The organism is Desulfosalsimonas sp. (genome assembly GCF_046483245.1).
GTDB lineage: Bacteria > Desulfobacterota > Desulfobacteria > Desulfobacterales > Desulfosalsimonadaceae > Desulfosalsimonas.
The window spans coordinates 1-21362 of record NZ_JAWODO010000120.1 but is presented as its reverse complement, the minus strand read 5'-3'; the positions used below and the strand labels follow the sequence as shown (position 1 = coordinate 21362).

21 protein-coding genes are annotated in these 21362 nt (G+C 55.6%); 4 read left to right on the top strand and 17 right to left on the bottom strand.

What is annotated here, in order from left to right; translation table 11 throughout:
• Nucleotides 1–161 precede the first annotated feature (161 nt).
• Nucleotides 162–431 (top strand): type II toxin-antitoxin system Phd/YefM family antitoxin, encoded by a 270-nt coding sequence (locus tag R6U41_RS10740; RefSeq protein WP_410269839.1) that lies wholly within the window; start codon nucleotides 162–164, stop codon nucleotides 429–431.
• Between the two features lie 173 nt (nucleotides 432–604).
• Here the strand turns inward: R6U41_RS10740 and R6U41_RS10735 are convergent, their stop codons facing one another.
• The 4 genes from R6U41_RS10735 to R6U41_RS10720 all read right to left on the bottom strand — a co-directional run bounded on the left by R6U41_RS10735 (nucleotide 605) and on the right by R6U41_RS10720 (nucleotide 4338).
• Nucleotides 605–817, bottom strand: coding sequence for a hypothetical protein (locus R6U41_RS10735; RefSeq protein ID WP_410269838.1), 213 nt, complete (start codon nucleotides 815–817; stop codon nucleotides 605–607).
• Between the two features lie 98 nt (nucleotides 818–915).
• Nucleotides 916–1053: a hypothetical protein gene (locus R6U41_RS10730; RefSeq protein ID WP_181550168.1), complete on the bottom strand. Its 138-nt coding sequence runs from the start codon at nucleotides 1051–1053 to the stop codon at nucleotides 916–918.
• A 97-nt stretch (nucleotides 1054–1150) separates the two neighbouring features.
• Nucleotides 1151–3358 (bottom strand): molybdopterin-dependent oxidoreductase, encoded by a 2208-nt coding sequence (locus R6U41_RS10725; RefSeq protein WP_410269837.1) that lies wholly within the window; start codon nucleotides 3356–3358, stop codon nucleotides 1151–1153.
• 23 nt (nucleotides 3359–3381) lie between these two features.
• Nucleotides 3382–4338: a class I SAM-dependent methyltransferase gene (locus R6U41_RS10720; RefSeq protein WP_410269836.1), complete on the bottom strand. Its 957-nt coding sequence runs from the start codon at nucleotides 4336–4338 to the stop codon at nucleotides 3382–3384.
• A gap of 307 nt (nucleotides 4339–4645) precedes the next feature.
• Here R6U41_RS10720 and R6U41_RS10715 point away from each other — a divergent pair, with 307 nt between their 5' ends.
• Nucleotides 4646–5296: an OmpA family protein gene (locus tag R6U41_RS10715; protein WP_410269835.1), complete on the top strand. Its 651-nt coding sequence runs from the start codon at nucleotides 4646–4648 to the stop codon at nucleotides 5294–5296.
• A 20-nt stretch (nucleotides 5297–5316) separates the two neighbouring features.
• Here R6U41_RS10715 and R6U41_RS10710 read toward each other — a convergent pair whose 3' ends face one another.
• Entirely contained in the window at nucleotides 5317–5778 is a 462-nt protein-coding gene (locus tag R6U41_RS10710; RefSeq protein ID WP_410269834.1) for a hypothetical protein, read from the bottom strand.
• 132 nt (nucleotides 5779–5910) lie between these two features.
• Here R6U41_RS10710 and R6U41_RS10705 point away from each other — a divergent pair, with 132 nt between their 5' ends.
• Nucleotides 5911–6246: a hypothetical protein gene (locus R6U41_RS10705; RefSeq protein ID WP_410269833.1), complete on the top strand. Its 336-nt coding sequence runs from the start codon at nucleotides 5911–5913 to the stop codon at nucleotides 6244–6246.
• Nucleotides 6247–6250: 4 nt separating this feature from the next.
• Here the strand turns inward: R6U41_RS10705 and R6U41_RS10700 are convergent, their stop codons facing one another.
• Together R6U41_RS10700 and R6U41_RS10695 are read right to left on the bottom strand one after the other, a co-directional pair.
• Nucleotides 6251–7141, bottom strand: a complete 891-nt coding sequence (locus R6U41_RS10700) for an alpha/beta hydrolase family esterase (protein ID WP_410269832.1) — start codon at nucleotides 7139–7141, stop codon at nucleotides 6251–6253.
• 214 nt (nucleotides 7142–7355) lie between these two features.
• Complete coding sequence (locus R6U41_RS10695; RefSeq protein WP_410269831.1) at nucleotides 7356–7892, bottom strand: macro domain-containing protein; 537 nt, start codon at nucleotides 7890–7892, stop codon at nucleotides 7356–7358.
• Between the two features lie 311 nt (nucleotides 7893–8203).
• Between R6U41_RS10695 and R6U41_RS10690 the strand changes: the two genes are divergently transcribed.
• Nucleotides 8204–8977 carry a glucose 1-dehydrogenase gene (locus R6U41_RS10690; protein ID WP_410269830.1) on the top strand — a complete coding sequence of 258 codons (774 nt, stop codon included), beginning with the start codon at nucleotides 8204–8206 and terminating at the stop codon, nucleotides 8975–8977.
• Nucleotides 8978–9085: 108 nt separating this feature from the next.
• Here R6U41_RS10690 and R6U41_RS10685 read toward each other — a convergent pair whose 3' ends face one another.
• The 10 genes from R6U41_RS10685 to R6U41_RS10640 form a co-directional block, all read right to left on the bottom strand.
• Nucleotides 9086–9871 (bottom strand): TIGR03084 family metal-binding protein, encoded by a 786-nt coding sequence (locus R6U41_RS10685; RefSeq protein WP_410269829.1) that lies wholly within the window; start codon nucleotides 9869–9871, stop codon nucleotides 9086–9088.
• 153 nt (nucleotides 9872–10024) lie between these two features.
• On the bottom strand, nucleotides 10025–10792 hold the full coding sequence (locus R6U41_RS10680; protein WP_410269828.1) for an enoyl-CoA hydratase/isomerase family protein: 768 nt from the start codon (nucleotides 10790–10792) through the stop codon (nucleotides 10025–10027).
• A 4-nt stretch (nucleotides 10793–10796) separates the two neighbouring features.
• The gene (locus R6U41_RS10675) at nucleotides 10797–12578 is read right to left on the bottom strand and encodes an acyclic terpene utilization AtuA family protein (RefSeq protein ID WP_410269827.1); all 1782 of its coding nucleotides are present in this window, start codon (nucleotides 12576–12578) and stop codon (nucleotides 10797–10799) included.
• Entirely contained in the window at nucleotides 12575–14593 is a 2019-nt protein-coding gene (locus R6U41_RS10670) for an acetyl/propionyl/methylcrotonyl-CoA carboxylase subunit alpha (RefSeq protein ID WP_410269826.1), read from the bottom strand. Before R6U41_RS10670 ends, R6U41_RS10675 begins: the two co-directional genes overlap by 4 nt.
• A 10-nt stretch (nucleotides 14594–14603) precedes the next feature.
• A complete protein-coding gene (locus tag R6U41_RS10665) occupies nucleotides 14604–16217 on the bottom strand; it encodes an acyl-CoA carboxylase subunit beta (protein ID WP_410269825.1) in 1614 nt (537 codons plus the stop codon).
• 89 nt (nucleotides 16218–16306) lie between these two features.
• The gene (locus R6U41_RS10660) at nucleotides 16307–17476 is read right to left on the bottom strand and encodes an acyl-CoA dehydrogenase family protein (protein WP_410269824.1); all 1170 of its coding nucleotides are present in this window, start codon (nucleotides 17474–17476) and stop codon (nucleotides 16307–16309) included.
• Entirely contained in the window at nucleotides 17473–18165 is a 693-nt protein-coding gene (locus R6U41_RS10655; protein ID WP_410269823.1) for a TetR/AcrR family transcriptional regulator, read from the bottom strand. The genes R6U41_RS10660 and R6U41_RS10655 overlap by 4 nt, the downstream gene beginning before the upstream one ends.
• A gap of 11 nt (nucleotides 18166–18176) precedes the next feature.
• The gene (locus R6U41_RS10650; RefSeq protein ID WP_410269822.1) at nucleotides 18177–19313 is read right to left on the bottom strand and encodes an acyl-CoA dehydrogenase family protein; all 1137 of its coding nucleotides are present in this window, start codon (nucleotides 19311–19313) and stop codon (nucleotides 18177–18179) included.
• 46 nt (nucleotides 19314–19359) lie between these two features.
• Nucleotides 19360–20502 (bottom strand): acyl-CoA dehydrogenase family protein, encoded by a 1143-nt coding sequence (locus tag R6U41_RS10645; RefSeq protein WP_410269821.1) that lies wholly within the window; start codon nucleotides 20500–20502, stop codon nucleotides 19360–19362.
• Nucleotides 20503–21151: 649 nt separating this feature from the next.
• Nucleotides 21152–21362: hypothetical protein (locus R6U41_RS10640; protein ID WP_410269820.1), on the bottom strand; the 211-nt coding region annotated here is incomplete at its 5' end.

Genomic DNA, 21362 nt, shown 5'->3' with positions numbered 1-21362 from the left:
AGTCGCATTGAGCGCGCAAGCGGTCAGCAGGGAGCAAACCGCCACCGGGTCGGCATCATGCGAAAATACAGACCCAAGCAGTGATAAATCAGGCTGATTGACAAGAGACAATAATCAGATTATTATCAAAACAATCATCAAATATTTAAAGGAAACCTTGAATGCGTGCAAAAGATTTTCTTTCAGCCACAGACCTTTCCAAAAAAACGTCAGCCACCCTGGATGCACTGGCAAAAGGGGAACCTGAAAGACTCATCATCCTGAAAAACAATTCCCCCAAAGCGGTTCTTTTGTCCATGGAAAGCTATGAAGCCATGCAGGAGGAAATGGAAGATTTGCGCCTCACGGCCCTGGCACTGGCAAGGACGGAATCTTTTGATGAACAAAAAGCATTGTCCCATGCCCGGATAAAGGAAAGATTCGGGGCATGAAATGGCCGGATCCCTTGGTGTGAAACTTTGCACACAGTCGGCCATGATGCCGGCCCGGGGGTGGTTTGCGAGTCGCATTGAGCGCGCAAGCGGTCAGCAGGGAGCAAACCGCCACCGGGCCGGCATCATGCGAAAATACAGACCCTAGCAGTGATAAATCAACCGGCACTGTCTTATTTGATTTTTTCAAACCGGTCATGCCAGGCACATGCATTGCAAAAGATTTCTGTGCTTTCATCTATTTCCGGGCATTGGCCGGAATCTGCGGCCTCGTCAAAACAGACATCCCCTTCCCGGCATTCAAATTCATAAACCTCAAATTCATCATCCGGGTCCTTGACGTAAAACTGCTCACATCCGCATACCGGACATTTGGCCTGTGTCATGGTTCGCCTTTCTTTTTTTTTGCTTAAACAACAACGCGGGGCCGGACCATACAGTCCGGCCCCGCGTTGTTGTTTAAGCAATTTACATGAGCGGCAGATTATTTGTCTGATTCAGATTTCTTGGCTTTTTCCGGATCCAACGTCTCGGCATCCGTTGTATCCTTGTCCAGCTTGTCCAATATCTCCTGTTGCCGCTCTTTTTCCTCTTTGACTCTGTCTTTTTCTTCTTCGGCCATGGTTTTCCACCCCCTTTCAATTTAAAAAATAATTCTCGTGAAAAGGGAGTGCAAATCCGCACAGTCACTGTGATGCTCACTGGGTTTTAAGCGCTTTTTATCCACCGCATCCCAGGCTCGGATCCGCAGAAGCGGCTGTTTTGCGCACCCGTTTTTTCTTTTTGACCTGGCACAAAAGGGTTTTGTAAACCGGAAATCCGGATATGGGATCATATTGCCGCTCGTCCGTGATTTCATTGACATTAGCCTGCTGCCACTCAGCAGTGCCCAGGGGGCCGCCGCCGCCCACGGGCGCATACACAAACCCCGGCATGATCCGGTCTGTGACAAAAGCGCGCATCACCACCTGGCCCCTGGGCGTTTTGATGCTGACGCCGTCGCCGGTCTTGATTTTTCTGGGCTCGGCGTCATCCGGGTGAATCTGGAGAGCCGGGTGCGGGTATTTTTTGATAAAGGACGGCACCGCACGCAAACAGGACTTCATGTCCGGTTTAAACGGACCGGTGCCCAGAATCAGCGGGTAGCGCTTTGCCAGTTCCGGGCTGCTCACCGGGGTTTCATCGGATTCCTCGTACTCGGGAAGCCCGGAAAAACCGTGTTGATCAAGCACGCTGGAAAAAATCTCAAACCTGCCTGAAGGGGTTTCAAAACCGGGCTGCCCATCTTTGCGCAACAGCCCCTGCTCCCACTTGCGAAAGCTCATGGGCGCTTCGGGCAGGGAAAGGGCCTTTCTGTCCGCAGCCATGAGCTCTTCCATGGAATGGCCGGACTCATGAAGAATATCTGCCAGCACTTCATCCGGATGCCCGGAAAATTGGTCTCCGTAACCCAGGCGCTGAGCCAGGCCGGTCAAGATCTGGAAACCGGATTTGGCCTCGCCCACGGGCTCGATTAACTGTTCCCGGTACCGGATAGTGTTTGCGTAATAGCAGTACGAGGAATGCTCAAAGGCCGTGGCAGCCGGCAGCACGAGATCCGCGCAGGCTGCATCCCTTGTCATCTGCAAATCCATGCAGACCAGAAAATCGAGCTTATCCAGGGCCCTGCGCCAGAGCCCGGCATTGGGCCAGGAGGTGATCAGGGAAGCGCCCAGCACCAGCAATGCGCGGACAGGATACGGATCGCCCTCCAAAATCGCCTTTGGCAGCAGGCTGGCATGGGGTTCACCGCCGCAGTAATGCGAGTAAACCGAAAATTGGTCTTTTCCGATGGATTTCTCATAACCCGGGGTGGCGATCTGTCTGTGTTCCGGCAGGGAAAACATCCGATCCGGGCCCAGAAAACAGCGGCCGCCTTCCACGTCAAGCTGGCCGGCCAGGGCCCAGAGCACCATCACGGCCCGGATGTTTTGCACACCGCTTTTTGTGTATTCCAGACCCGTGTACATGATGTAAGTGGCGCCCTCGGCATCAGCGATCTGCTCTGCCAGATCCGCGATGGTCTCCTCCGGGATCCCGGTGAGTTCCGCTACCCGCCGGGGCGGAAAATCCCGGACATACCGGGCAAATTCATCAAAGCCCTGGGTCCAGTTTTCCACAAATTCCTTGTCGTATAGATCGTCTTGGATCATCACGTGGGCCAGGCCCAGGGCCAGGGCTCCGTCAGAGCCCGGACGTATGGGAATCCACCGGCTGCCTTCCAGATCCGCGCACCGGGTTTTTCTCGGATCGATCACAATGATCTCGGCACCCTCCGCGGCCGCGTTGGCCAGGCGGCTGTACATGGCCGGCGGGGTGGCAGTGGACGGATCGGTTCCCCACACCAAAATCAGGTCTGCATTGTCCACGTCCGAATACATGTCAATGTGTCTGCAGCCCATGGTAAGCTTGGGGGCCAGCACACCCAAAGACGTGTAACACGGGGCCCCCACTCCGAAGGTATTGGGCGATCCATAGGGAAACAGGATACTTGAGGCCAGATAAATCTCCGAGCCCTTTAGCTGAAAGGCGTCTTTAAACGCCCGCTCATAGGAGCCTGTGCCGGCATAAAACCCGGCGGCCTCGGGCCCGTACTGCTCCTTTATTTCCTGAAGTTTTTCCGCAATCAGATCATAGGCCGCATCCCAGGAGATGGGCTCAAACTCATAGGTTCCCCTGGGCCCCTTGCGCTTCATGGGATGAGTGATGCGCTTATCCGAGTAAACGATTTCCTCCACGCTTCGGGCCATGGGGCATAACACCTGCCCCATGGGCGCACCCGGGTCCGGCTCAAGGCCGACAATCCGGTCATTTTCATCAAAACTGGCGATCACCCCGCATCCGGGGCTGTGAAAGCATAAACCGCAGATACCCTGCCGCTGTTTCAAAACTGACACTCCTTGGACAATTCTTAATCAGACTTTCTGCAGCCAACCAGAAACTGGGAGGTGATTTGTTCCCAGAGGTTTTCGGTTTTTCGGATTTTCCAGGACACATCGCCCTGATCGGCAATTTCAAAAGGCGGATCAAATACGCCGAATTCCCCGGCAAACATCCGGCGGATGGTGTCAATGCCCCGCTTGCTGTAGGGGCTGCTGCCGTTTCTGCTGCCGCCCAGCCAGCGCTCGGGCGCTGAAAAGGCCGGATCCCAGGAAAACGGATCGGAGAAAAGAAACATGGCATCTTCCGGGCGCAGCACCCGGTTGACCTCCTCTAAGTGCTTTAAGGGATCCGGCACCTTTTCAAGCACGTTGATGGCCGCCACACCGGAAAAATCCCGGCCGGCAAAGGGTAGCGCCAGGGCGTCGGCCACGATAAAATCAACATTTTCAAAATGCCACCCGTTGTCAAAAGCCACTTGCCTGTGCTCCGTGAGGTTGCCCTCCACCACAAGCTCGAAATCCAGGTTTTTTTCCCGCACGATCTCCCGGGCCTTGACAATAAATGCAAACGAGGTGTCAATCCCGATGACACGGTCATGGGTCTTGGAAAGCTCAAAGCTCAGGCGACCCACGGCACAGCCCACGTCCAGGGCATCGCCGCTTGTGGGAACAAAGCTTTGGGACCAGACCCGGTAGGCGTCTGTTGCCCGGGCATCGGCCAGCAGATCTCCAAAATGGCTCCACATATAGGCAGACAGCATTACCGGCGCGTTATATCCGTTATTAGCGCTTTTGACCCTTGGGGTTTTTTCCGGGCGCAGGTTGGCAATGCCGTCTTGAACAGGATAACTGCGTCGGCAGCCCGGGCAATGGAGTTTCCCGTCAATGATATCGTCTTTGGCCTCGCGGCTGATTTGCGTTTTCAGGGCATATTCTTCCGGCAGACAGTCCGGACATATGAGTTTTTCCGCCACCCAGTGCTTCATTGATGCTCCTTGCTGTGGTTGGTATTCTTTTTATGAGCAAGAAATAATAGCGCTGTTTGCTCTGATCTGCAAAAAATTTTTCTCCTTTAAAACAACAGGTCCCTGTTTTGGGCCAATGATTTGACAACCCGGAGAAAGACGCACATTTTTAAAACAGCCACGAACCAAAAAGCGCGACTTCCGGCTTTACAGACCAACTCCGGATTGATAAAAATAGTAATCATTTCTTTATATGCAAGTCGCACCTCAATCCTTTGCAGCGGGCTCAGGTATTGATGAAAAACAAAATTCCCAATGGAGGTCAAAAGTGAAAAACACAATAAAAATCCTGCTGGCTTTAATACTCGTAGTCGCCCTGATCGGATGTGCCGGACAGACCAAACAGCAAAAAGGCACCGGAACCGGTGCGGCGGTCGGGGCAGGCGTTGGCGCCATTCTGGGCCAGGTCATCGGCGGAGATACCGAGGGCACACTGGCCGGTGCCGGCATTGGCGCAGTGCTCGGCGGCATTGCGGGAAACCGGGTCGGCGCTTACATGGACCGCCAGGAACAGGAGCTGCAAAATGCCGTTGCAACTTCCGAGGCCGCCAGCGTCAGGCGCCAGCAGGATGTGCTGGTCACCACCTTCAAATCAGAGCTCATGTTTGACTTTGATTCAGCCACCATCAAACCCGGGGGAATGAATGAAATTGCCCGGGTGGCCAAGGTGCTCAACCAATACCCCCAGACCCTGCTCCGGGTGGAGGGCCACACCGACCAGGTGGGACCGGAGGATTACAACCAGCGGCTTTCTGAACGACGGGCCGAAGCGGTCAAAAACGCCCTGATCCAGCAAAATGTGGATCCCAGAAGAGTCAGTGCCATCGGCTACGGCGAAAGCCAGCCCATTTCATCAGAGGATGCGGTCAACCGAAGAGTTGAAATCCGGATTACCCCCATCCGCCAGGCCGAAGGGTAAACTACAGCCGGCAAAGACGCTCAGCGGCGATAGGCTTTGAGAAAAAACGTTGATTTCCAGAAATGCCGGCTTATCAGAAAACCCGGGCGGGTAAACAGAAAATCAGGAAAAACATGATACCAGCGATAACCGCATGATCGGAAAAAGGCCCTGCAGGCTTTTCCATAGCCTGATTTGCGGGCGGCCACCCCGGCTGCATCCCGCTGGCAGCGCGATTTCATCAGCGGCCGCAGGATGCGGGGGTCAAACCCGTGGCGGCGCAACTGATCCCTGACCCTTTTGTAATTCTGATACCGGCACCGGGCGTCGAGTTGCGACAATACGGGCAGGCTTGCCAGAAAAACCAGGAGAATGCTCTTGTAGACAATCTGTGGCCAGGAGTCTTCTGCGTCCGGAAAGCACCCCGGCCCGGCCTTTGCCAGCATCACGATTTCCAGCAATGTAATTGCGTGCAAAAGCAGGCCTGCACGCAAATAGGTCAATGCTTTTAAACCTTTTCCGGCAAAAAACAACAAAAATTCAATCTCCGCCCTGGTTGATTGTTCCCGCGCAGGCCTTATTTTCTCCTTTAAGATATACAATCATATCAATTTTTCTTTAAAGGAGAAAAAGGCATGAACAAAGATATCGATAAGGTTATTGAATCGATCAGCCAGAGTCATAAAGACCATATTGACCAACACGGCAGACATTATGTGGAAGTGTCCATTGGAACCGCAGCCGAAAAACTCGGGTTTGCCGATATGGCTGAAAAATATAAAACCACCTGGGCCATTGTTCCGTTAAAGGGCCCTGTATCCGGAATGAAAGTCCGCATTGACGGGCGGACCTTTGTCAATTATGCCCAGTTTGATTCCGGGGTGGCCGTGCCGGGCTATGTGGCCCCTGACACCGGACTGGCCCACCACCCTTATGAAGCCCAGCACAGTATGGTGCTAAACTGCACCTGACGGATCAAAGATCCCGGAAAAAACCCCAGATGATATCGGCCGCGTCATAATTTTCCAGGGCGCGGCTGTTTTTATCCCCGGGCGGCACCCGTGGTCCCGGCCAATCGTGGGCCCAGTCGTAAATGGTATGCAGAACGAGCCGGTGGGCGCCTGTCATCCATTGCTGCACCAAAACGCGCCCGTTGCACAAGGAATGCTTCCCGGCTTCGCCCCGGCACTGATTCACGGACTTCCAAAACGCCACTGTATCGGCAACCGAGACAAATTCCCGGCTTTTGTGGTTGCGGGAAGGTCCTCCGGAATAAGGAACGGTTTGGTCGTTGTGCCCATGAATGATAAGTACCGGCAGTCCAAAGGAAGGCCTGGCAATCTGCTGCCACACACCTTTTTCCACCTCCCGGCTGCCAATGGTGCCCGAAACCACAGCCAGGGCTGCAAGGCGTCCGGGTTTTTCAACTGCATATAGACAGGCCAGCATCCCGCCGTTGGAATGGCCGGCCATGTAAATACGGTTTGGATCCACCGAAAAACGGGAGATTACATCTTCTAAAACCGTTTCAAGAAAGGCCACATCGTCAATGCCGTCTTTCTGGGCCTTGCCGCAGCAGTGCCCGGCATTCCAGTGTTGCAGAAACCCGAACAGACCGATGCCGTTGGGGTAGACAACAATGAAGTTCTCCCTGTCGGCCAGGTCGCTGAAGCCGGTGAGCCGTTCCATGCTTTTGGCGGTTTCAAAAGCGCCGTGCAGCATTACGAGCAATGGCAGTTTGCCGTGTCCGGCGGATCCGGCCGGCAGATGCACCCGGTAGCTGCGGCGAAATCCCATTTCCCGGATATCAACCTTGATGGTCTCGCTTTTGCCGGCCGCCAGACGGTGCGAACCGGAACCGCTCATACAGCCACAAAAAAGCAAACACACGCCGACAGCCGTCCATGCCAGTGTTTTGAATAAGACCACACCCACCCTCCCCCGCTTTTAAATAAAAAATCTTGCGCCCGGCACATCATTTTCCTGGATATTGTTGCCATCCCTTTACTTGAGCGCTTATGAGGCATTGCCCCGGGCGGTTATGATGAACCCCTTCGGGGCTTGCCGTCTGAAAAAGATTTCAGCCGGTCATTTCGTCGAAAAGCTTTTCATATACCTGCTGATCGGAACTGCTGAACAAAACAAAGCGCACATGCTTGACGGATTTCAGGCCCGGCAGCTGCTCAATCACCGTGTTGATGGCAATACGCGCAGCCGGTTCCAGGGGGTATCCAAAGGCCCCTGTGGAAAGGGCCGGAAAAGCAACCGACTGCAGGCCGTTTTGTTCTGCCAGCTGCAGGGCACTACGGTAGCATTCCGCCAGCAGCTGATCAGAGGGATTGTCCCTTCCGTAGACCGGCCCCAGGCAGTGAATCACATGGCGGTTGGGCAGATTATGCGCACCGGTGATCACCGCCTGGCCGGGATCGATCGGCGCCAGCGGCCGGCACTCTTCTTCCAGACCCGGCCCCGCAGACCGATGGATCGCTCCGGCCACGCCGCCGCCCATCAGAAGCTCAGCATTGGCCGCATTGACAACCGCATCCATGTCAGGCTGGTTTGCGATATCGCCCTGCACGCATTCCAGTACTGCGCCGTGAAGTTTTTTTTGGGTCATAAGCCCAATCCTCCCTTTGTTTAACTTACCAGAAATCCATTCTTGTTTGCATCAATACATAAAATTACCATTCCAGCCGGGGCGGGCAAAGCTTTTTCACTTTCAAATGAATCGCTCCTGATAATAATATGCCCAAGGCTGAAAATATAGGCTGTTCATGGACGAGTGAGCGCAAACCTTATTGCCGTTGCATTTGAAGATGGGATTTGACATACACATTTGCTATACTCAATTTACAAAAAGGGCAAGCAAGCCTTTGCACACAAATCAATTTTGTGCACCCGCATTAAAAGCAAAAGGAGCGTGTTTGCATGTCAACGGATCAGACAAAACCCGCAGCCATGGTTACCGGCGGTGCACAGGGCATTGGCCGGGCCATTGCGGAGCGATTCATAAAAGACGGCATGAACGTGCTGATCGCAGACTGCGACGAAGAAGCCGGCCGTGAAACCGCAGCAGAGCTTGAAGAACAAGGGAATCCGGTTGCTGTTGCCTGCGACGTGGCCGCGGAACCGGACGTGGAAAATGCGGTTGCCGAAGCGGTGCACCGGTTCGGCCGGCTCGACGTGCTGGTCTGCAACGCGGGTATCACCGATTCATTCGGCCTGCCGGTCACGGAGCTGGCCCTGGAACAATGGCGGCGCGTGATTGACGTGAACTTAACCGGGTGCTTTTTGTGCGCCAGGCACGGGCCCCCCCTTCTGGCCAAAACCCGGGGGAGCATCATCAACATCGCCTCCACCCGGGCCCTGCAGTCCGAAGCGCACACCGAGGCGTATTCCGCCTCCAAGGGCGGTGTTGTGGCCCTCACACACGCACTGGCCGTTTCCCTGGGCCCGAAAGTGCGCGTCAACGCCATCAGCCCGGGCTGGATTGAAACAGCAGATTGGCAAAAAAAGAGCAGCCGTTCAGCCCCGCAGCTTTCCCAACAGGACCACTCACAACATCCCGCCGGCCGGGTGGGCGTGCCCGGGGACGTGGCCGCACTGGCCGCCTGGCTGGCCTCAAGCCAGGCCGAATTTGTGACAGGGCAGAATTTTATCACCGACGGCGGCATGACCCGAAAAATGATCTACGCCGAGTAGAAAAAAGAGATAATCGGCAAATCGGCAAGATCCTTTGATCATATCTGAATGCAGATGTGTCAGAACCCCGGGTTTTACGGGCCTGCATTGGTTGGGCGGACTTTAATTTTACACTGCCCGCTGGCCCGGGGCCGGTCCGTTTACCGGCGGGCCGGCAAAGCATTGGGCCTTTAGCATCCAGTCTCTGGCATTTTCGCCTTTGACTTCAAGGGCTGTGTCATCCACGTGCCGGCGCTGAACCACCACCAGGCAGAAATCCTCGGCCGGGCCGGTGATGCGGTTTTGGGCGTCTTCGGGGCCCCATGTCCACAAATCCCCGGACGGGGCGGAGAGTTCCACGCGAACCGGGTTTGGGGGCACTTCCAGGCCCCGGTTGATGTAGGTCCAGCCAAAGGTTTTCACACCCAGATGGGCGATATGGCGCAGGCGGTTGGTGGGGGTGCGGCGGATGCCCAGGGTGTCAAAAACATCCTGGCCGTGGGCCCAGGTCTCCATGAGCCGGGCCGTGGCAAAGGACAGCGCGCCCATGGGCGGACCGTACCAGGGCAGGCGGTCTTTGGGGCCGCACTTTTGAAGGGCATCGAGCATAATACCCCGCCGGGTTCGCCACCAGTCCATGAGCTGATCCGGGCTCAGGTCCCGGCCCACCTGCTCCAGGTGCTTTTCAAATGCCGCAAAATCAGAGATTGCCTCTTCCAGGTGCTTGTTGAAACCCTCCGGGTCTGTGGCTGCAAGGGCCGCCCGGTCGTCAAAATAAGCCAGGTGCCGGATCTCATCCTTGATACACCAGGTCAGAAACGGAGTGGAAAGCGCCCACTGCTCCGGGTCCAGCCCGGCCACCAGGTTGTCCAGCTCTTCATGCTCTGCCTGCAGATCATTACAGATCTTTTCCATTGTCTTACCCCCCCTGCTCCCGATGTTCTGTCTTCCGTCCTCCGTCCTCCGTCCTCCGTCTTCCGTCCTCCGTCCTCTGTATTCCGTCTTCCGCCCTCTGTATTCCGTCCTCTGTCTTCCGTCTTCCCGCCCCTCATAACTCATAACTGCCTTTTACTTTCCCTTAAACTGCGGCTGCCGCTTTTCCATAAACGCGGTAATGCCTTCGATTGCATCCTCGGTGGAAGACACCGCCTGGATCTGTTCAACCATGTAATCCAGGGCCTGCTCAAAGGGCATATCGCGCATATGGTAAAAAGCCTGCTTGCCGAGTTTCATGCCAATGGGACTTTTCTGGCAGAGGTTGTCTAAAACCTGTCCGACTTCTGCATCCAGGTTTTCAGGAGGCACCACCCGGGTCACCAGACCCATGTCCAGGGCCTGCTTTGCGCTGATTTTCTCGCCCAGCAGAATCATTTCCATGGCTTTTTTGGTGAGCGCGTTTCTGAAAATAAGGGCGCCGATCATCATGGGCCAGAGCCCCACGTTTACCTCTGGAGTTCCGAATTTGGCCGTATCTGCAGCCACCACAATATCACAGGCCAGCATGAATCCGGTGCCGCCGGCCAGGCAATAGCCGTTTACCCGGGCCACAGTGGGCTTGGGATAACCGGCAATGCGCTTGAGCAGATCCGCGTATGCCTGCTCCGGGCGGGTTTGCTGGTTATCGGAAGCCCCGGCCAGGTCTGCGCCGGAGCAGAAGGCCTTTTGTCCGGCACCGGTTATGCACACCGCCCGAACAGATTGGTCTTGTTCAGCCGCGTCCAGGTGCTGGTTAAACAGCCCCACCAGTTCCGGGCTGATGGAATTGCGGCGGGCTTCCCGGTTGATGGTCAGCCATGCCGCACCGTTTATGACTTCATACAGGAGTTCATCGTTCATGGGTTTATCCCCGCGTGTCTGGTACAATAGATGCCGGCATTTCAATAACCTTTGCCCTCAGATACTCGCCCAGGGTTTTGGCCTGGGGATCGCTTCGGAAGGATGCGGCCACCCCATCGCCCAAAATGCCGCGAATGTAGAAATTGACCGCCAGCAGGTTGGCCAGCTCAAAGCGCTCGATTTCATAGGGTGCGCAATCAGGCAGCAGCTCCTTTAATTTCTCGGGTGTCAGAAATTCCCGCAGAAATGCAAACGCATCAGGGGTTTTGGCCCAGACGCCCAGGTTGGCGTTGCCGCCCTTGTCTCCGGATCGGGTTGCAAACACCCTTCCCATGGGCGCCTGCACCATGGGGCCTTCCGGGACCGACGGCAGACTGATCTTTTTGGGATGGACATCAACGGGTGCAGAATCCGGTGCTGCGCATTGGACTTCCAGTTTTTGGTCCCCAATTTTCACGGCCTGGGTCAGGTGCTCCATGGACACCAGGCTGGGCCAGTGCACAACAGCCTGTGTGGCCCTGCCCGGCGGACTGGTGATGGTAAATCCCGGAATACTGGCAAGGACAAGTTCCACGACATTGTTTGCAAAACGACTGGCGCGTTTTGCATCCCGGTCCATCACTGTGATTCGCAGAAAAGCAAATGCCTCGTCATTGGACGGGGGATCATACTTGTCTGAGCGAATCAGCTGCACGTCAACGGTCTGGAACTGATCTTTCCCCCCGATGCTGTCAAAAAGGGTGTCTTGGACAATTTTGGCTTTTTTTTCAATGTCTAACCCGGTTAGCACCACTGTCATGCTGTTTTTATGCCCTCCCAGGGTGTTGATGCATACCTTGGCGGCGGCCGGGGGAGGACCGCCGCGCACGCCTGATGCCAGAACCCGCTGGTTTCCCTGGTCTTCGAGCATCAGGGTGTCAAAGTGCACGGTCACATCCGGGGTCAGGTAGGCGGGCGCTGAGATTTCATAGAGCAGCTGGGCTGTGACCGTGCCGGTGGATACCAGGCCGCCGGTGTTTGGATGCTTGGTGATCACAAAACTGCCGTCTGAAAAAATTTCAGCTATTGGAAAGCCAACATTTCGAAATGAGGGGACTTCATCAATAAATGAGTAGTTGCCCCCTGTGGCCTGGGCCCCGCATTCAATCACGTGCCCGGCTGCATAAGCCCCGGCCAGTCTGTCCCAGTCTGTTTGGCGCCATTTAAAATGCCAGGCCGCCGGCCCGGCAGCCAGGGCAGCGTCGGCCACCCGGCCGCAGACCACGATGTCCGCCCCCTGTTTGAGGGCCTCTGCAATGCCCCATCCCCCGAAATAGGCATTGGCGGTAATGGGCACGGCCCCGGCCTGCTTTAAGCTGATATTCTTATCCATGTGAACAAAGGCTTCGCCCCGGCCCTGCAGATCTTCCAGGCGCCCCATGAGATTATCCCCGGTAATGCAGGCGATCTTTGGATGCAGGCCAAGCTGATCAGCGGTTTGTTCAAGCTTTTGGGCCAATGCGGCAGGATTGAGTCCTCCGGCATTGGATACCACCTTTATGCCCTTTTCAAGGCACTGACCCATGATTTCTTCCATCTGAGTTAAAAAGGTCCTGGCATAACCCCGGTCCGGATCCTTTAAGGTGTCCTTGAGCAAAATGGCCATGGTCAGCTCAGCCAGATAGTCGCCTGTAAGAACATGGACAGGCCCGCCCTGGACCATTTCCCTTGCAGCCGAAAGTCTGTCTCCGAAAAAGCCGCTGCAATTGGCGATGATCAGTTTTTCATCTGCTTTTGGATGGCTCATGAAGCTTCTCCCTTTTCCTGCTCCGCCGCAACTGTCACCAGCAGCTGACCGGGTTTGACCTGATCTCCGGCTGCTGCTGCAACCGATTCCACGGTCCCGGAAATGGCTGCGGCAAACTGGTGCTGCATTTTCATGGACTCGATCACCAGCAGCGTCTGGCCGGCCTCGACCCTTTGGCCCGGGCTGACCCGCACTTCAACGATTACCCCGTTCATGGCGGAGACCACATCTCCTCCTCCTGCCGCATCCTGTGCGGATTTAGCCGTGTGAAGCGTTTTGTCCTCAAATACAAAATGCCCGGATCCGGCATCCACAAACAACTGGTTGTCGCAAAATGCATACCCGGCTTTCCGGCGGACCCCGCCGTGAATGTAGATAACACTGTGATCATCTGCCCGCACCCATTCCAGGGTCACCTGCCGGTCGTCTTCGGGTTCCGCACTTTTTGCATCTACTGCATCTTTTGCCGCCATTGAAACCTCAAACCGAGCATCTTTTTTGGCCAGGGACAGAGAATAATCGGTTTCATCGCAATTGAGCACAAAGTTGTACCGGTACGGCGCCGGGGTGTGCCATCCGGCATCCCGGGTTTGGGGGCAGCGGCCCTGGTAGAAAATCATGGCGGCAAGGGCCAGGGTTTTATCTGAAAGGGCATTTTTTTCCATGCTGATGTCATTTGAAAAATGCTTTTCTATAAAAGCGGTTGTGGCCTCGCCTTTTGCAAACACCGGATGGTTGACAATGCGCGCCAAAAACAATTTGTTATTGTTAAACCCCAGAAGAACCGCGTCACGTAAAACCAATGCCAGCCGCCGCCGGGCCTCGTCCCGGTTTTCGCCCCATGCAATGACCTTTGCCACAATGGGATCATAATGGGCGGCCACTTCCCGGCCGGCCTCAATTCCGGAATCCACGCGCACGCCCTCCCGCTCCGGGACCTGCCAGGCCAGAACCGGCCCGGTCTGGGGCAGAAATCCCCGGCGGGCGTCTTCGGCATAGAGCCTTACTTCAATGGCATGGCCCAAAAACTTTATCTGATCCTGGGACAGGGGCAATTTTTCCCCGCAGGCCACCCGGATCTGCCAGGCCACCAGGTCCTGGCCGGTAATCATCTCCGTGACCGGATGCTCCACCTGAAGCCGGGTGTTCATTTCCAGGAAATAAAAATTTTTATCCGCATCCACCATGAATTCCACCGTGCCCGCGCCCAGGTAGTTGCAGGCCCTGGCCGCATTGACCGCGGCACCGCCCATTTTTTCCCGCAAATCCGCATCCACAAATGGTGACGGCGCTTCTTCCACCACCTTCTGGTGCCTTCGCTGAACCGAGCAGTCCCGCTCGCCCAGGTGAATCACGTTGCCGTGCACATCGGCGAAAACCTGGATTTCAATGTGGCGCGGCTCCACAATGGCCTTTTCCAGGATCAGTTCATCGTTGCCGAATGTGCTTTTGGCCTCTGCCCGTGCCGCTTGGATTCCGGGGGCCAGATCCTCGGTTTGGGTGATCAGGCGCATACCCCGGCCGCCGCCGCCCGCAGAAGCCTTGACCATCAGGGGAACGCTGATTTTTTCCGCTTCAGACAATAACACTTCATCTGTCTGGTCCTTGCCATGATATCCGGGAATGCAGGGCACGCCGGCAGCCACCATGGCCTCCTTGGACAGGCGCTTGCTTCCCATCAGCTCCATGGCATCGGCGCCAGGGCCGATAAAAACAAGGCCGGCTGCTTCACAGGCCCGGACAAAGGCCGGGTTTTCCGCCAGAAACCCGTAGCCGGGATGAACGGCATTGGCCTGGCTTTTTTTTGCGGCATCCAGGATATTATCAATGGAAAGATAGGATTGGGCCGCCGGGGCACCGCCGATGCACACGGCCTCATCTGCTGCGTCCACGTGCAGGGCATCTGCGTCTGCTTCGCTATAGACCGCCACGGTCCGAAAGCCCAGATTCCTGCAGGTGCGCATGATTCGCACGGCGATCTCGCCGCGGTTGGCGATCAGAATTTTATGAATCATGGGTTTCTCCTTACATGCGGGCAATGCCAAAGGTGTTGGGTTTGACCCGGCGGATTTTTGCCTCATGGCAAATATCGAGTACAAATCCCAGAATGCTGCGGGTATCGCGCGGATCGATCAGGCCGTCATCCCACAGCCGGGCCGTGTTGGCCAGGGCATGGGAGCGTTCTTCCAGGGCTTTTCGGGTGTCTGCCTCGATCTGGTCCAAAAAATTTTCATCCACCTGCCCCATTTTTTCCATGCGCGCATGGGCCACCTGGCGCAGGACACTGCCGGCCTGGGCCGGTCCCATGATGGATACCACGCTGCGGGGCCAGGCAAACACGAAATCCGGATCCATGCCCCGGCCGCACATGGCGTAATTTCCGGCACCGTAAGAACCGCCCACAATAAATGAAATCTTTGGCACAGTGGTGTTGGTCACAGCCTGGATCATCTTTGAGCCGTGCTTGATAATGCCCCGGCTCTCGGCCTCGGTTCCCACCAGAAATCCGGTGGTGTTGTGGAGAAAAACCAAAGGGGTATCGGACTGCTCGCAGAGCTGCATGAACTGGGCGGCCTTGGCAGCCCCGTCTGAGGTAATGGGAGCGTTGTTGCCCAGCACTCCGCAGGTCTGGCCGTGGACTTCCATAAAAGCGCACACCGTGCCTGCGTCATATTCGGCCTTGAAATCCAGGATATCCGATCCATCTGCGATCCGGGCCATAATTTCCCGGCAGTCATAAGGTACCTTGGGATCCACGGGCACAATGCCGATCATTTCTTCCGGAGGACAGACCGGAGCGGCATAATCTTTTTGGGACAAGGCCGGCAGGTTTTTATTCCATTGGATTTTTTCCATGATCTGCCTGGCAAGCCGGATGCCGTCGGCGTCGTTTTCCGCCATGTAATCCGATACGCCCGATACCTGGCAGTGCAGTTCCGCCCCGCCGATTTCCTCGTCTGTGGCAATCTCGCCTGTGGCGGCCTTGAGCAGGGGCGGGCCGGCCAGGTAAACCGTGGACTGGCGCCGAATCATAACAATATAATCGGAAAGTCCCGGCTGGTAGGCCCCGCCGGCGGTGGCACTTCCGTGAACCACGGTGATCTGTGGAATACCGGCCGCTGAAAGCCGGGCCTGGTTGGCAAAAAACTTTCCCGAAGCGCCGAACATGTCCCCGGCCTCCCGCAGGTCCCCGCCTGCGCTCTGGGCCAGGACGATAAAGGGCATTTTCTTGTTTAAGGCAATCATCTGCATGTTCATGCGCTTTTCCGCCCCGTACCGGGAAATGCTGCCGCCCTTGGTGAGATAATCATCCACGTAAATGGCGCACCGGGTGCCTTTGACATAGCCGATACCGGCAATGCAGGTGCCGCCCGCAGCAGAGCCGTCCGTGTCGTTTCCCTGCATGTAGCCGGCCAGGCTGTAGAGTTCCAGAAAAGGGGCGCCGGGATCCAGAAGCAGGTTTAAGCGCTCCCTGGGGCTGATGTATCCCCGTTTCCGGTACCGCGGAATTTTGGCCTCGGCAGTTTCGAGCACCCGCTTTTCAATCTCGCGCACCTGGGCAAGACCTTCCTCCATGTGCGCTTTGTTGGCCTGAAATTCTGCAGAACGGGGTTGGATCCGGGATTTGAAAACTGGCATGAGCGATTCCTTATGGATTCAAGGTTCAAGGTTCAAGGTTCAAGGTTTGACAATTGATACGGCCCAGGGTTCGCTTTGACCCAATGGGGTTACAGAATCATCTTTGAAATCACCTCGTTCATGATTTCATGGGTGCCGCCGCCAATGGAGTAAATCCGGTTGTCCCGGTACAGGCGCTCCACCAGGTGACCCCGGATAAACCCGTACCCGCCGAAAATCTGGGTGGCGTCAAATGTCACCCTGTTTGCCACCTGGCAGGCGAAATTTTTGGCCATGGAGACTTCGGCAACCTTATATTCCCCGGCATTGACCATGGCCGCCACCCGGTAGGTAAACTCGAAGCTGGCTTCCACTTGGGTGGCCATTTCCGCGATCTTGTGGCGGGTCACCTGGAAGCCGGTCAGGGTCTTTCCAAAAGCTGTGCGCTCCTTGGCGTATTTGATGGCTTCTTCCAGGCACATCCGGGAAATCATGTTTGACTGAACAGCCATAGCCAGGCGCTCGGACTGGAAATTTTCCATCTGGTAATAAAAGCCCTTGTTTTCCTCGCCTATGCGGTTTTCCACGGGCACCCGACAATCGTCGAAAAAAATCTGTCCCGTGTCCGATGTCCACCATCCGGTTTTTTTGAGTTTATCAGACACGGAATATCCGGGTGTATCTGCCTTGATGACCAGCAAGCTGATGCCGTGAGCCCCCTCCCCGCCGGTTCTGACTGCGCATGTAATCTGGTCCGCGTTGATGGCCGAGGTGATAAAGGTTTTGCTTCCGTTAACAATGTAGCAATCCTTGTCGCGCACGGCCGTGGTCTGCAGGTTGGCCACGTCTGATCCGCCCCCGGGCTCGGTCACGGCCAGGGCAGCCACCCGGTCGCCGGCCACAACGGGCTTGACAAATTTTTCCTTCTGCTCCGGGGTTCCGTACTTGATCAGGGGCGGCAGGGCAATGCCGTGGGAATACAGGCTGGCCACAAGGCCTGGAGACCCGCCGCGCATAAATTCCTCGTTGACCACGATTTCCTCAAACAGATCCCCCCCGGATCCGCCGACGTCTTCCGGGTAAGACACGCTGCTGTAGCCCAGTTCGCCCACTTTTTTATACAGCTCCCGGGGAAAGCCGCCTTCTTCTTCCCAGTCGTCCACAAAAGGCGCAATTTCTTTCCGGACAAACTCACGAACCGCCTTTCGAAGCATGTCGTGTTGTTTGGTGAAATACCGCTGAAAAAAACGGCTGTCTGTGGAATCTTGCTTTTTTTTCATTTTTCCCCTTCCCCCTCCTGATCCGGCTCCTCGAACAGGTTGCTGACCCCGCCGGCGATAAAGGCAACCGCATCCCTGCCGATATCGGTAAGGTCTTCGGCCCGGTCCTGCCAGAGAAGGTAATGGTAGGCCACCCGCTCATAGATGCCCATGATGCTCACGGCAATGACTTCAGCAGAAAACCGGCCCTTGAAGGCAACGGCCTGGTTGCGGCTGACCGTGTTTAATGCCTGCAGTACATCGCTGGTGCATTTATCAAAAATCACCTTGCGGCGCTGCTCCACAAGGTCGCTTTTGCCCACCGACTCCCGGAATAAAATCGCTGCCTCTTCCGGGTAATTGGCGCAGAAATCTTCAAAAAAGGCATGCCCCGCCCGTTTAAAACCCTCAAGGGTACCCCCGTTGGCCTTAAATTCCCGGCCCAGAATGGATCGCAGCAGATAGCCAATTTCGTCCATCATCCGGATCAGCAGATCCTCCTTGTTCTTGAAGTAAAAATAAACCGCACCCACCGATACTTCGGCTGCATCGGCAATCTGCTCCATGCTGGCCTTGTGAAAGCCTTCTTTGGCAAAAAGGGTTTCCGCAGCCCGCAGAATGGTCTCCACCCGTTTTTCTCTTTCCCGCTGGCGGCGAAGGGCGGATTTGGTCATTTTTTTGGGATCATCCCCGGCTTTTTTGACCGGCATCTCCATCCTTTCTATTCCCGGTAACCCAGCTCGGCATCGCCGATTTTCATCCGGGCAATCTCTGTTGAGGTGCCCGTGACCTGGTTATACTTGGCGCACCTGTAAGCTGTCTGTGCCCGGTTGCCTTCCACACAGCCGGCTGCCCCCATAACCTGCAGGGCCTGGCTGCAAATCTGCTCTGCTGATTCAGTGCAAAAAACTTTGGCGCACCACATCAGCTCTTCGGCCTCCTTAGGGTTTGTCTCCAGGGTCCAGGCAGTGCGGTATGCCAGCAACTGGGCGGTCTGAAGCAGGGTGAGCATCTCGGCGAGCTTAAATCCCATCTCCTGATGGGCGATTACAGGTTTTCCATCGCTTTTATGGGTCTTGGCAAAATCCCTTGCGGTTTCAAAAGCGGCACTGGAAATGCCCAGCCCGGCGCCCAGAAGAATCTGGTTTTCCCACATTTTGAGCACTTCCGGCAGGTTTTGCCCGTTATCCGGACAAATCACCTGATCTGCGTCAATCCGGCATCCGTCCAGGCGGATATGGGAAATGGCGGTACCTTCATAGCCCATGGTTTCAAGGGGGGCGTCAATAAAAAGCCCGGGGCTTGTGCTCTGGATGAAAAACAGGGCAAACCGGTCCTCCAGCATGCCGGCCACTGCAATCCAGTCGGCCACCGGAGCGTTGATAACGTATTGCTTGGCTCCCGTGACCGTCACCTGCCGGCCGTGTTTTTCCCCGAATGTGGCAAGAGACTGGTTTTCACCGTGTGTGAAGGTCTCGGACAAAGCCAGGGCGCCGATCAAATCTCCAGCCAGAACCGGCTTAAGCCACCGGGCCTTCTGGGCTGCATCCCCCCAATCGGCAACCGCCCGTCCAAACAGCCGGGTGCTGGCCTCCACGGCCAGATAGGCTGAAGGGGATCGGCAAGCCAGTGCTTCCATGGCACCCATGAGGCTGAGATGGCCGTTTAAATCTGCTACGGGTTCAAGGCCAAGGCGCAGATATGAGGTTTGCGCCAGACTGCCTGTGATCCGGCAAAGCAGGTCTTTGTCCAGGATCGCCTGCCGGCTGTCCGGGTCTGCGTCTGCCGGCAGGTTTTTCAGGGCTGTTGCAACATCTGCAAACAGGGCGGTTTCCAAAGGGGTGAAATCATAATTCATGAGGGCGTTCTCCTCGGGCAAATGGATTGTGCCATTTCGCACATGGCTAAATCAGCCTGGAAATAATCATTTTCTGAATGTCGGATGTGCCGCCGCCGATGGGCGCCAGCCGGCTGTCTCTGAAAATGCGTTCCATGTTGTATTCATGGCAGTAGCCGTAGCCCCCAAACAGGACCATGGCGTCATTGGCCGGGCCCATGGACCAGTCGCCCACAAACAGCTTGGCCACGGCCGCCTCCAGGTGATTCAACGGCCGGCCCTGGTCCTTGCACCATGCGATCCGGTAGGCCAGGCTCTGGGCGGCCTCGTAAAAGATGCGGATATTAGCGAGCTTGTGCTTGGTGGCCTGGAATTTTCCGATGGGACGGTCGAACTGCCGGCGTTTTTTTGCATAATCGGCACAGGCATTGAGCATATACCGGGCCGCTCCCACAAAAGGAGTCAAAAGCGCGCTGCGGTCCCATTCCACTGTCTGAAGCGACATGTTAAACCCCTCACCCTCTGCGCCCAGAAGATTTTCCGCGGGAATTTCGCAGTTGCTGAAAAACAGCTCAGAGGTCTGGGAGGTGCGCACGCCCATCTTGATCAACGGGGGACCGGCTTCAAAGCCTTTGGTCCCTTTTTCCACGATAAAGGCGGAAATCCCGGCATGCTGGGCGCCCGGATCGGTTTTGGCGTATACCACGGCGACATCCGCAATGGGGCCGTTTGTGATAAAGATCTTGCTGCCGTTTAAAACATACTTATCCCCTTTTTTTTCCGCCGTGGTCCTCATGGAGGCCACATCCGAGCCCGCGTCCGGCTCGGTCAGTCCCATGCACCCGATCCATTCCCCGCTGGCCAGGCGGGGCAGGTATTTCCGGCGCTGCTTTTCTGTGGCATGGCGCAAAATGGTGTCTGCGCACAAAAAGGAGTGGGCGCCGTAAGCCAGGGTGAGCCCGCCGTCGACTCCGGCCTCTCCAAGGGCCTCGCCGGCCATGACCGTGGTGACCACATCGGCTCCTGAGCCGCCGTATTGTTCCGGAAAATGCAGCCCCAGGATGCCGAAGCGCCCCAGTTTCCGAAAGGATTCAAAATCAAAGGCCTCGTTTCGGTCGTGTTCCTGAACCCGGGGAACGATTTCCTTTTTGGCAAACCGGATGATTTCTTTTTTAAACATCCGCTGCTCTCTGGTGAAGGCAAAGTCCATCAGCCGCTCCTGTCTGGAAAATAGAGGTATAAGAGATTTTTAAATATTAAAAATTGATTCATAAACAAAATCTGATTCAAATATTAAAATCAGATTCAGTAAAATGTCAATGCAATTTTAAAAAAAATGCAATACAGGCAGACAATCATAGCCCAATTGAGCAATTTTCAAATTTGATGGAATCGTAAAAAGCTTTTTACCGCGTCCGCTGTTTGTAAGGAAGAAAGCCCTGCGGTCGGCGTCGGCTTTTTCGCTCCTGACCGTTTTTGCGGATTGATCAAATGCCTTTGCTTAAAATTGACAAACCCGCTCTGCCTTGCTCAAACAGTTTGAATTTTTCACGCAAAAACGCTCAATGTCGCCTCAAAAGCCGACCCCGCCCTTGGGCTTCCTTGGTAGTATTCCCCCCGGGCCGCAGCCCGGGACCGAGCTATAACAGTAACTTTTCCTGAAGTTGCCTCGAAGACTTGGATGTGTTGCTCCGGCCTCCTTTGGTGTGAAACTTTGCACACAGTCGGCCATGATGCCGGCCCGGGGGTGGTTTGCGAGTCGCATTGAGCGCGCAAGCGGTCAGCAGGGAGCAAACCGCCCCCGGGCCGGCATCATGCGAAAATTATACAACCAGGCACGAACAGCAACTTTTTTGAAGTTAGAAGAAGAACGGTTGGATTTTCAGACGGCTGCCGGGAATTTTTCCGTAAAGCGTTTTTCTGATCGGCTCTGCGGAATCAGAAAAACGCTTTACGGAAAAATTCCCGGCAGCCGTCTGAAAATCCAACCGTTCTTCTTCTAACTTCAAAAAAGTTGCTGTTCGTGCCTGGTTGTATAATTTTCGCATGATGCCGGCCCGGGGGCGGGTT

What these genes read in the sequence shown, in the direction of transcription:
- R6U41_RS10720 (WP_410269836.1), bottom strand. Translation starts at nt 4,338, where the DNA reads ATGAAGCACTGGGTGGCGGAAAAACTCATATGTCCGGACTGTCTGCCG.
- R6U41_RS10740 (WP_410269839.1), top strand. Translation starts at nt 162, where the DNA reads ATGCGTGCAAAAGATTTTCTTTCAGCCACAGACCTTTCCAAAAAAACG.
- R6U41_RS10695 (WP_410269831.1), bottom strand. Translation starts at nt 7,892, where the DNA reads ATGACCCAAAAAAAACTTCACGGCGCAGTACTGGAATGCGTGCAGGGC.
- R6U41_RS10675 (WP_410269827.1), bottom strand. Translation starts at nt 12,578, where the DNA reads ATGAGCCATCCAAAAGCAGATGAAAAACTGATCATCGCCAATTGCAGC.
- R6U41_RS10660 (WP_410269824.1), bottom strand. Translation starts at nt 17,476, where the DNA reads ATGAAAAAAAAGCAAGATTCCACAGACAGCCGTTTTTTTCAGCGGTAT.
- R6U41_RS10690 (WP_410269830.1), top strand. Translation starts at nt 8,204, where the DNA reads ATGTCAACGGATCAGACAAAACCCGCAGCCATGGTTACCGGCGGTGCA.
- R6U41_RS10650 (WP_410269822.1), bottom strand. Translation starts at nt 19,313, where the DNA reads ATGAATTATGATTTCACCCCTTTGGAAACCGCCCTGTTTGCAGATGTT.
- R6U41_RS10735 (WP_410269838.1), bottom strand. Translation starts at nt 817, where the DNA reads ATGACACAGGCCAAATGTCCGGTATGCGGATGTGAGCAGTTTTACGTC.
- R6U41_RS10705 (WP_410269833.1), top strand. Translation starts at nt 5,911, where the DNA reads ATGAACAAAGATATCGATAAGGTTATTGAATCGATCAGCCAGAGTCAT.
- R6U41_RS10645 (WP_410269821.1), bottom strand. Translation starts at nt 20,502, where the DNA reads ATGGACTTTGCCTTCACCAGAGAGCAGCGGATGTTTAAAAAAGAAATC.
- R6U41_RS10680 (WP_410269828.1), bottom strand. Translation starts at nt 10,792, where the DNA reads ATGAACGATGAACTCCTGTATGAAGTCATAAACGGTGCGGCATGGCTG.
- R6U41_RS10700 (WP_410269832.1), bottom strand. Translation starts at nt 7,141, where the DNA reads ATGAGCGGTTCCGGTTCGCACCGTCTGGCGGCCGGCAAAAGCGAGACC.
- R6U41_RS10730 (WP_181550168.1), bottom strand. Translation starts at nt 1,053, where the DNA reads ATGGCCGAAGAAGAAAAAGACAGAGTCAAAGAGGAAAAAGAGCGGCAA.
- R6U41_RS10665 (WP_410269825.1), bottom strand. Translation starts at nt 16,217, where the DNA reads ATGCCAGTTTTCAAATCCCGGATCCAACCCCGTTCTGCAGAATTTCAG.
- R6U41_RS10685 (WP_410269829.1), bottom strand. Translation starts at nt 9,871, where the DNA reads ATGGAAAAGATCTGTAATGATCTGCAGGCAGAGCATGAAGAGCTGGAC.
- R6U41_RS10670 (WP_410269826.1), bottom strand. Translation starts at nt 14,593, where the DNA reads ATGATTCATAAAATTCTGATCGCCAACCGCGGCGAGATCGCCGTGCGA.
- R6U41_RS10655 (WP_410269823.1), bottom strand. Translation starts at nt 18,165, where the DNA reads ATGCCGGTCAAAAAAGCCGGGGATGATCCCAAAAAAATGACCAAATCC.